Source organism: Pseudoalteromonas aurantia (genome assembly GCF_005886875.1).
Taxonomy (GTDB): Bacteria; Pseudomonadota; Gammaproteobacteria; order Enterobacterales; family Alteromonadaceae; genus Pseudoalteromonas; species Pseudoalteromonas aurantia_A.
In genome coordinates, this window is the sequence record NZ_PNBY01000081.1 from 19,658 (window position 1) to 30,002 (window position 10,345).

A 10,345-nucleotide genomic window follows, 5' to 3' on the forward strand; every position below is an offset into this window, starting at 1 on the left:
TGTTTAATGGCGACAATCTATCAGGTGTCTGAACTCGCAGGGGTGTCGTTGGCAACGGTTTCTCGGGTGATGAATAACAACGCACGAGTGAGTGATAAAACCAAAGAAAAAGTACTCAGTGCAATGGCAGAGTTGGGTTATCAACCAAATGCCATCGCCCAATCTTTGGCGTCGAATTGTTCCAATAGTGTGGGCGTACTGGTGTCGGAGTTACATGGTCCGTTTTTTGGCGATATGATGAGCGCCATAGAGCAAACACTGCGCAGTGAAGGTAAACATGCCATTATCGCATCGGGTCACTCAAATGCCGACACAGAGCAAGCCAGTATTGAGTTTTTAATTAGCCGTAAGTGCGACGCTTTAATATTGCATGTTGAAGCGGTCTCTGACGTGTATTTAATCGACTTGGCGGCAAAGGGCGTGTCTTTTGTATTAATCAATCGTTACATAGAACAAATCTCAACCCATTGTATTTGTTTAGATAATCAGCAGGGGGGTTATCTTGCTACGCAGCATGTACTAGATTTGCAGCACGCTCAGGTGGCCTATATCAGCGGCCCAAGTTGGAAGCAAGATGCGCAAGCCAGGCTAAACGGGCACAAATTGGCGTTGCAAGACGCCGATATTGCATTTGATAACGAGCTGGTGTTTGAAGGTGATTATCAGCAACAGTCAGGCAGTGCTGGGTTAGATGCCTTGTTGGGCACAGGCAAAGCGTTCAGTGCCATTATTTGTGCCAATGATGAAATGGCATCGGGCGTAATGACCCGTGCGCGTGAGCTAAATTTAGATATTCCTGAACAGCTCTCTATTGTCGGGTTCGACAATATTATTTACGCCAGTTACTTGTACCCCACGTTAACAACGGTGGATTATCCTATTTTTCAAATGGGAAAAATGGCTGCGAACTACATTTTAGCAAAAACATATGATAAATCTGGTTTGGTACTTCGAGACGTTTTTGTGCCAAAACTTGAAGTTAGACAGTCAAGTAAACTGTTAGCTTAAGTGATTAAAAACAAAAGTTTAACTAGCCTAGTTTTGGGGGAGCGAGCCGAAAACGGAAAGGCATAAATAATAATTTAGTTGTGGTTTAGTTAATAAACAGTTGACGCAACAAATATAATATTCTAAGTTTAAATGTAAGCGCTTACATTTAAAAACACAATAACGTAATTGGGCGTATAACTCAGTGCTTTATTTGTAAAAGTAGTTTTTGAGCTACTTTTACACATAAACACTAAACATATGGTGTGGTCTGGGGACATTCTATGAAAACCAAGCAATTCAATAAATCAGTGTTAGCAACGAGCCTGTCGCTTATCCTTGGCGGTAATTTAGTATCGTTGGCCAATGCTGCTGAAGAAGAAAAAATAGAAGTGATTGAAGTCACAGGGATAAAAGGCAGTTTAATCAAATCAATGGATGTAAAGCGCAGTGCAACAGGGGTGGTCGACGCCATCACTGCTGAAGATATTGGCAAGTTCCCAGATGCAAACCTTGCAGAATCTTTGCAACGGATCACCGGGGTATCTATTGATAGAAGTAATAACGAAGGAAGTAAAGTAACGGTAAGGGGTATGGGCCCTGAATTTAACCTCGTCACTTTAAATAGTCGCCAAATGCCAACTGTTGGAGGTCGCTCGTTTGATTTTGCAAATATTGCGACAGAAGGGGTCAGCGCGGTTGAAGTATATAAAACCACGAAAGCAGATTTACCCAGTGGAGGCATTGGCGCAACAGTGAATATGATCACTGCTAAGCCGCTTACTTCACCAGGGTTAAAAGCGTCGTTGGGGTTAAAAGGGGTGCTTGAAACGTCAAATGAAGCAGGCGATGACGTTACCCCAGAAATTTCGGGTATTTTTAGTAATACTTTTATGGAAGACAGGCTAGGCGTTTTGTTGTCGGGTTCATATCAAGACCGTAATAATCGTGAACAAAAAGCAGCCATTGATAATTGGATCCCCAATGTAAACCTTGCCGCATCCCCTAATTTGGCATTAACCGACAATAATCAGCGTGCGGATGGCGCGACTTGGTATCCGCAAAACTCAGGCTACTCGATTAACGACAACGAACGTACCCGTGTTAATGGTCAGCTGGTTTTACAATATGCCGTAAACGACGACATTGAAGCAACGGTTGACTACACCTATTCAAAACTCGAGTTTGAGTCAAATCGAAATGGGTTTGGTGTGTGGTTTAACAATGGCGGTAATGTAAAAAGCGCCACCATTAACGAAAACGGCACTTATACCGATGTAGCTGAAATTGGCGGCGATTATGCAACAAATCTAAGCCGTGCTCAGTATGAAAATGAAAACAAGTCTTTGGGTTTTAACCTAACTTGGCAAGCCAGTGATGCCCTAGAACTGCAATTTGATATGCATGACTCATCGGCTACCAATGGCGGAGCGGGTTTAGGTTCTGATGCATTTTTGATTATTGGTAACACTTTTTGTGGTTTTTGTGCAGACTCTGGGCCTGAATTTGGCCCCAATACCGCAAACATTAATGTTAAATCGAATACCGTTGATGGTAGCGGGATCCCATTATGGGGGCTTGATTTAATTGATGGACAGGGCCAGCCTCAAGCTGAGCTGACAGGTGCAGATATTGGTTCATTGTTTGGTGCTGTCACAAACGACACCAGTGAAAATGACATGCAGCAGTTTCAATTAAAAGGTGAGTGGGTAAATCAAAATGATGGTTTTGTGAATAAAGTGAGTTTTGGTGGCGCGCATACCAAAATGGAATTTAGGCAAACCAAGGCCTTTTCGCAAAACTTACCAGCCGGCTGGTGGAACTGGTCTGCGGTGCATTTTCCTGATGATATGTTTGAACGAGTGGGGATAAACTCATTACTCGATGGCTTCTCTAACGGCAATAATAAAGCCATAGACTACTATGTCACGGCGGATTTTGATTCGGTGTTGCACTTGTTTGAAACCATTGAAGATACCATTGCACCAGATATATACAATTCAGGTTGGCCAACCGATGTAAATGGCAAGTTCCAATCAGGCCCCATAGATAACGACAGCCGTGTTGAAGAAGTCACCACCGCCTTGTATACCCAAGTGAGTATGACGTTTGATGTGAATGACATGCCGTTAAATGTACTGGTTGGCTTGCGCTACGAAAAAACCGAGGTCACTTCTGCGGGGTTAGAGCGCCCCGCGGTGTCGATGGAATGGGTGAATGGTAATGAGTGGGAATATGTCTACGCCACCGATCAGAGTTTTTCGCAAGGAGAAGGTGAAACCGAAGAGTTACTGCCCAGTGTCGATATTGACTATGAAATTGTTGATGATGTGATTTTACGTGCATCTTACTCGCGTTCACTCACTCGCCCATCAATTGACGCGCTAGGCTCTACCAAAAACTTCATTGGTAACCCAAAAGTTGGGCAACGTAAAGTGGAAGTGGGTAACCCACAGTTGCAGCCTTATGTTGCTGATAACTATGACCTATCAGCTGAGTATTATTATGAAGAAGGCAGTTATGTATCGATCGGGTATTTTAATAAAAAAGTAGATAACTTTTTAGTGAATGTAACCACCAACGAAACCATTGCAGGGCTAACCGATGCGTTTATTGGCCCTCGCGCCGAGCAAGCACGACAAGAGCTGATCGCAGAAGGTATTCAGCCATCAGATCAGGCTATTCATGACCGGATTAACCAAAATATGGGCCGTGATGCAGGAACGCGAATAGCGGGTAACTCTGATGATCCGTTGGCAAGTTTTGCGGTATCTCGAGATGTGAACTTACGTGCATCACGCTTGTATGGTTGGGAGTTTGCTGTTCAGCATATGTTTGGTGAATCAGGGTTTGGCTTGCAAGCCAATGCCACTAAAGTCAGCGGCGATGTTGAAGTAGACCGAGATGTGGTTGACCCTCAATTTGCGTTAGTGGGTATGAGTGACTCCGCTAACTTTTCGGCAATATACGATAAAGACGGCTTGTCGGTCAGGCTTTCGTATAACTGGCGCGATGAGTTTTTATCGGACTTTGATCAGCATTCATCACCAGTATTTACCGAAGCTTACTCGCAGGTGGATTTAAATGTGAACTATCAAGTGACCGAACAGCTGGTGATATTTTTTGAAGGGTTAAATATTACTGAACAGACGCAGCGTGTATATGTGCGCTACCCAGAGCAATTTTTAAATGGGGCGCAATATGGTGCTCGCTATAATATTGGCGCCCGCTATACTTTTTAAATAATTGATTTGAAGTGTGTGTTTAAAAAAACGGTTGTATCTGTGATGCAGCCGTTTATACGACAAAGCACGCAATACAGCGACACCCAACTTGGTTAAGTTAAGGTTCAAAAGTCGGTTAAAAGCGCGGTTGAAAGTATGGTTGAGAATATGGGTCACAATACGACGGCTGATACATCTAAGAACAGTACATCAGAAAATAGTACGACAAAAAATAGCACAGTGACACGCATTGTCATCATTGGTGGGGGCAGTGCTGGGTGGTTAACCGCTGGCGTTATTGCTGCCCATCATGGCGAGCAGGTGCGCGTTACGCTCATAGAATCTGCGAATATAAAAACCATTGGTGTAGGTGAAGGCACATGGCCTACGATGCGAGACACACTGAAAAAAATAGGCATAACTGAAACAGACTTTATGCTCAGCTGTGATGCATCATTTAAGCAAGGCTCACAGTTTATCAATTGGGGCTCGAGTCAGGTGCCTGATACCTACTATCACCCCTTCTCGTTACCCGCAGGGTATATTCAAGGTCACTCAGCACATGTCCCAAGAAGTTCAGAACTTAGCTTTGCCCATATGCTGTGCCCACAAGCTATATGGTGTGACGCCAAATTAGCGCCCAAGCTCGGTAGCGACAAAGAATTTGCAGGCCAAGGTAATTATGGCTACCACTTAGATGCGGACAAATTCGCAAAACTTTTAAAAAAGCATTGCACAGAGCAATTACACGTCGCGCATATTGTGGATGAAGTGATAGAGGTTATTGGACAATGCACCGATAACATAGAGGCTGTGATCACAACAACACATGGCAATGTAGTAGGAGATTTATTTATTGATTGTAGTGGCGGCGCGGCACTACTGATTGATAAACACTATAAAGTACCCTGGCTGAGCCAACAGCAGGTGTTAAAAAATGACTCAGCGGTCGCGGTGCAAGTACCTCACAAGAGCAGTGAGTGCGATATAAATTCTTGCACACTTTCTACCGCACAAACTGAGGGATGGATATGGGACATTGCTTTGCCTACACGCCGTGGTATTGGTTATACGTTTGCCAGTGAGTTTACAGATGATCACATCGCCAAGGCTGCGTTGTTAAACTATATTAAAAAACAAGGGTTAAGCAAACCCGATACAGAGACGATTCGCACAATTAAGTTTAACCCCGGGTATAGGCAAACGCTTTGGTATAAAAACTGTGTTGCAGTGGGTATGTCAGCTGGCTTTTTAGAGCCTTTAGAGGCATCAGCACTGGTTATGATTGAGTTAAGTGCGGCGTATATTGCTGAAAATTTACCACAAAATCCCGTACATATGGAGACTGTAGCGGAACGGTTTAATCGAGAATTTAGCCATCATTGGCAAAGTGCGGTGGCATTTTTAAAATTGCATTATGTGCTGAGCAATCGGGCTGACAGTGAATATTGGCAAACTATGCGCTCACAAGGTATACCGAAAAACTTGAGTGAACTCTTGGCGTTGTGGCGTTATCAAGTGCCTAAGCATCAAGACTTACCCCATAGCAACGATATATTTTCGGTAGCAAGTTACCAATATATTTTATATGGCATGGGCTTTGACACTGCCGTAAAACAATCGACTTTATCGGTGCAGTCAAAGACACTTTTTAAAGATATTCAGCTCAGCGTAAATCGCTTTGCTGAACAGGGTAAACAGACCTTACCCACAAACCGAGCATTGCTTTTGAATATTAAGAACCATGGCATACCAAAAATATAAACAGGGGTGACAATGAGCAAAGTGGAGCTAGTTAATAATAAAGACCATCATAAAATTAAAGTAATGACCCATCGCAGTAGCCAACTCGGCGATGAGGTGAGTATTACGGGGGTATTCCCCAGCGAGTTTGTGCAATTGCAAAATGAGTATGTGGTTTTTTTCAAAAAGAACGCACAAACAGGGCTGTTTCACTCGGTGGTCTTATTGGGGTTTGCTGAGGGAGAAAATTTATATTTAGAAAACGACAATTGGATGGCCGAGTATATGCCACTGTCGATATTACGTGCGCCGTTTTTAATCGGGTTTACAGAGCACATAAATAACGGTGTGCCCGAGCAAGTCGCGGCAGTGCACATTGATGTAGCGCACCCCAGAGTCAACTATGAACATGGTGAGCCGCTATTTTTAGAGCACGGCGGCAATAGTGAATATTTGACTCAAATAAACAGTGTTTTACAGGCCATTCATCATGGACATGCTGACGATGAAGCCTTTATGCAAAGCTTACTTAAATATGATTTGTTGGAAAGTGCCACCCTTAAAGTAGGATCAGATACCTTAACTGGCTTGTACACCATCAATGAAGATAACCTTCGTCAGTTAGACGCAAGCGCGCTGGAAGCGCTGCACCAAGTAGGTTATTTACAGCACATTTATATGGTGATGGCGTCTCTTGGGCAGCTGAAAAGTTTGGTTAATGTAAAGTTGAACCAAAGTAAGCAACAAAGCGAGCAACAAAGCGAGCAACAAAGCGAGCAACAAAGCGAGCACCAAAGCCCACCGCAAAGTGAACTTAAGGGCACTAAATGAGGCGCGTACTTACGTTTGATGTGCCTGACCAAACGCAAATTTCGTCGTTAATTACAGAGGTAACGCAGCGGCAAAGCCAACCTATTTTATTTAAAGGGGCGGCGCACAGCTGGCCTATTGTTCAAGCGGCAATACACTCTGATGAGACATTTTTTGATTACATTGCGCAATTTGATGCAAACGTGCCGGTATTTGCATGCTGGCTGGCGGCAAAGTATAACGGCCGATTTTTTTACGATAACAGCTTAACCAAAAAGAACTTCACACAAAGTAAAACCACACTGGCTGAGATTGTTCGCCATTTAAAAAATCAGAGTACCGCACAGCAAACAATAGCAGCGACAGATACCGTGTATATGGGCTCCACCACTTTAGAGTATTGCTTGCCCGGCTTAACTACACATACACCATTTAATTTTGCACATGCAGACAGCCATAAACACGACAGCGCATTAACCAGTCTATGGCTAGGGGGCAAAACTAAAATTGCAGCCCATTATGACGTGCCAGATAACTTAGCCTGTGTGGTGGCGGGCAAGCGCCATTTTACCCTGTTTGCTCCTGAGCAAATTAAAAACTTATACCCAGGCCCCATAGATGTAACGCCTGCAGGGCAGGTGGTGAGTTTAGTAGATATAACCGATCCCGATTTTACGCGTTTTCCGCGATATAAAGAGGCACAAACTCACTCTATTGTATGTGATGTTAACCCCGGTGATATGCTCTATATTCCCAGCCTGTGGTGGCATCATGTTGAAGGTAAAAGCAATGTTAATGCGTTGATCAACTATTGGTGGCGAGATACCCCCTCCCATTTAGGTATGCCCAGTGACGTATTAACCCATGCGTTATTGTCATTAGCCCAGTTACCTGCTCACGAAAAAGCCGCTTGGCAAAGCATATTTGATCACTATATTTTTAATAGTGAAGATAAACATACCCATATTCCAAATGATGCTAAAGGCCGACTGGCAGCCATGAACCCAGCACAATCAATGGCCCTGCGCGCTGAACTGATCAATTTACTGAATAAGTGAGCCCATTGACGCAAACAGCAAGTGGCTGCTTGTTTTTACATTAAATGTTAATTATGTATTTCTCGGGCTTGTTTAAGGAACAAATATGTATCGGTTTAACTCATAACTTTTGGCTAAATTAGCCTTAGTGAGCACGATTGCCAATGCAGTGATCCCCTATGACAATGCAGTGATCCCCTATGACAATGCACAATATCATTATACGCAGTCAAATGGAGAGGTACTCACCATCTCCATACTGGGAGTGTCCATATATGTCACTTATTTTGTGTGTTTCGCTTTTTTATCGCAAAAAATGCGAGGTAGCTTTTTCTACCCCGCTATTATTATAGATTATGTAACGTCCATAAATGTAATTGTAATTTTCAACGTTTTCGGTGGAAGGTCAGGGCAAAGACATTGGTAAGCAACTTACAAACTACCTATTTTAAAAAGTAAAAAAGGGTATTTTGTTCTGCACCACTATAAACATTACTAACATAGGGCCATAGATCAAATTTTACGTTATGTTGATATATGGAAGCACCAGCTCTTAAATATCCATCACCTCTACTTGACAATTTAGTACTGAGGCTTATGAATGAATAATCTCTACCAGAAAGACTACATCCACTTCCTTCATGTTGCCACAATACACCAATGTCAAAAGGAACTTTAGGTTGACTTAGATCGTTAGAACTATTTATCGAAACACAATTACCGTTCATAAGCTTGGATTTGCTGATTTGTGATATATTGGAAAACTCATCCATAAACATCATGCCTGTGGTCATGCTATTACGAATGTCATACCATTGATTGGTAGGAAGAACACCAACGTTGTTTAATGAAGTAGGCGAGGTAACTTCTAAATTATCCAAACCATCTTTGTGATGAGCAACAAGCGTCCAACCTCCTCCGTTAAGAGTCATTTCACAATACACTTCAAACTCTGGGTTACCATCATCACCATCAGGGTCGATAGAATAAAAACCTGAAGATACTGAAGGGTTTTCTAACTTTATAGACTCACATGTTTTACCGTTAATGGGTATGTTGTTGACAGGTGGATCTATTTTTTGCTCAGCTACAAACCCACCATAATATTCAAGCTCTCCGATTACACGGTAACTATGACCTTGAGTGGAGTAGATTTTTAATCTTATGTATTTCCCTACTGCTGGCTCTGTTAAATAAATTGTTTGATCGAGACTTTTATCGAGTGTAAATGACTCATGATCAACAAACGAAGTATTATCATTTGAAACCTGTAATGTGACATTTTTTATACCCATATTTCCATTAGAAGCTATTGGATATAAAAGCACTCTGAAAGAGTGAATGTAAGCATGCCTTTCGAAGGCAACTTGAAGCCAATGTTCTTGCGAAAGGGTAGATAGCCAAATTCCCCGTTTTATTTTCGACGAAGCATCATTATTTATTTTATTAGTTTCATTGAAGCCATCAAATGCTCCTGATGGGCTATCAGCACGATATGTATTGCTAGCGGTATACGATGAATCACTTAAACCATTAGTACCTATTAATGCTATGTTATTATAAGAGCCTGAGGTTTCACCCGGTTCTATTTTAAAATCACTATTAGTATCGATTCTCAATGAAATTGTGTCTTTGCCATAATGTGTAGTATCTTGTCCAAATAGTTTATTTTTAATAGTGAGGATATTAATTACTTCCAATAGATGACTGGTCTCACTATCCTTGGATTGCTCTTCGTTGACTATAATCTTCCCATTAATTGATTGATATCCGTCCTGATTAATAGCTTGCTGCATAACGCTATATGCATCTCCGCTATCTGTATGCCCTGTTTTAGAGCTGCTATATAAAGCAAGGTATCCGACTGTTTCTGGAACGTGATTATCACCAGACTCTTGTTCATTTAATGTCGTAGAAAATGCCAAGCTTGTGTTGCTTGAAACTCTCAGAGAGTATGCATCTGGATCATTCTGTGTTTGACCGCTTAAAATTAATGCTGGTGTATGATCAAAGCTTTCTTGAAAAAATTGCTGCTGTGAATTTCCTCGAATTTCAAATTCACCAACTTCCCAAATACTTCCATCTGCCAGTGTATGTACACCTTTCTCAGCGATAAGAAAAGATACAGTTTCTTCACCGTGCAAGCCGTCTAAGTATGTCCACTCTTTAAATTGAGCATCAAAGCTTGAGTCAGTAACATTAGATATTGAGATAACACCAGCATCAGTATCATTGAAAGATGGTATTGAGTGAAAAACAACAGGATCAGAATAACCATTAAAAGAAATTGTAATTTTTTGATCAGTTAAAGCCACGTTTTCAATTAATGTAAATGAATGCGCTTTTATTGAAGATGTAATTAATAAAGCCAAAGGGACCAAATATTTTAACATGCGTTTCCTTGTTATATATTAAAGACTTACTATAGAAGTTAATTTCATTAACTTCAATAGGCCTTGTTGATCAAATAGCTAACTATCAGGGCGGGATCACACTTTGTAAACAATAATTTATAATTTAACAATAATTTAACAAGACATATAT

6 protein-coding genes are annotated in these 10,345 nt (G+C 41.7%); 5 read left to right on the forward strand and 1 reads right to left on the reverse strand.

Going from position 1 to position 10,345, the window contains the following annotated elements:
• The first annotated feature begins 6 nt into the window (after positions 1-6).
• From CWC18_RS16215 to CWC18_RS16235, 5 genes are all read left to right on the forward strand, one after another.
• Positions 7-1,008 (forward strand): LacI family DNA-binding transcriptional regulator, encoded by a 1,002-nt coding sequence (locus CWC18_RS16215; RefSeq protein WP_138593041.1) that lies wholly within the window; start codon positions 7-9, stop codon positions 1,006-1,008.
• A 263-nt stretch (positions 1,009-1,271) separates the two neighbouring features.
• Positions 1,272-4,229, forward strand: a complete 2,958-nt coding sequence (locus tag CWC18_RS16220) for a TonB-dependent receptor (protein WP_138593042.1) — start codon at positions 1,272-1,274, stop codon at positions 4,227-4,229.
• 138 nt (positions 4,230-4,367) lie between these two features.
• A complete protein-coding gene (locus CWC18_RS16225) occupies positions 4,368-5,975 on the forward strand; it encodes a tryptophan halogenase family protein (RefSeq protein WP_249348074.1) in 1,608 nt (535 codons plus the stop codon).
• 12 nt (positions 5,976-5,987) lie between these two features.
• Complete coding sequence (locus tag CWC18_RS16230) at positions 5,988-6,785, forward strand: SapC family protein (protein ID WP_138675685.1); 798 nt, start codon at positions 5,988-5,990, stop codon at positions 6,783-6,785.
• On the forward strand, positions 6,782-7,822 hold the full coding sequence (locus CWC18_RS16235) for a cupin-like domain-containing protein (RefSeq protein ID WP_138675686.1): 1,041 nt from the start codon (positions 6,782-6,784) through the stop codon (positions 7,820-7,822). Before CWC18_RS16230 ends, CWC18_RS16235 begins: the two co-directional genes overlap by 4 nt.
• A 422-nt stretch (positions 7,823-8,244) precedes the next feature.
• On the opposite strand, the gene CWC18_RS16240 is transcribed toward CWC18_RS16235, so the two are convergent.
• Entirely contained in the window at positions 8,245-10,194 is a 1,950-nt protein-coding gene (locus CWC18_RS16240) for a discoidin domain-containing protein (protein ID WP_138675687.1), read from the reverse strand.
• Positions 10,195-10,345: the final 151 nt, after the last annotated feature.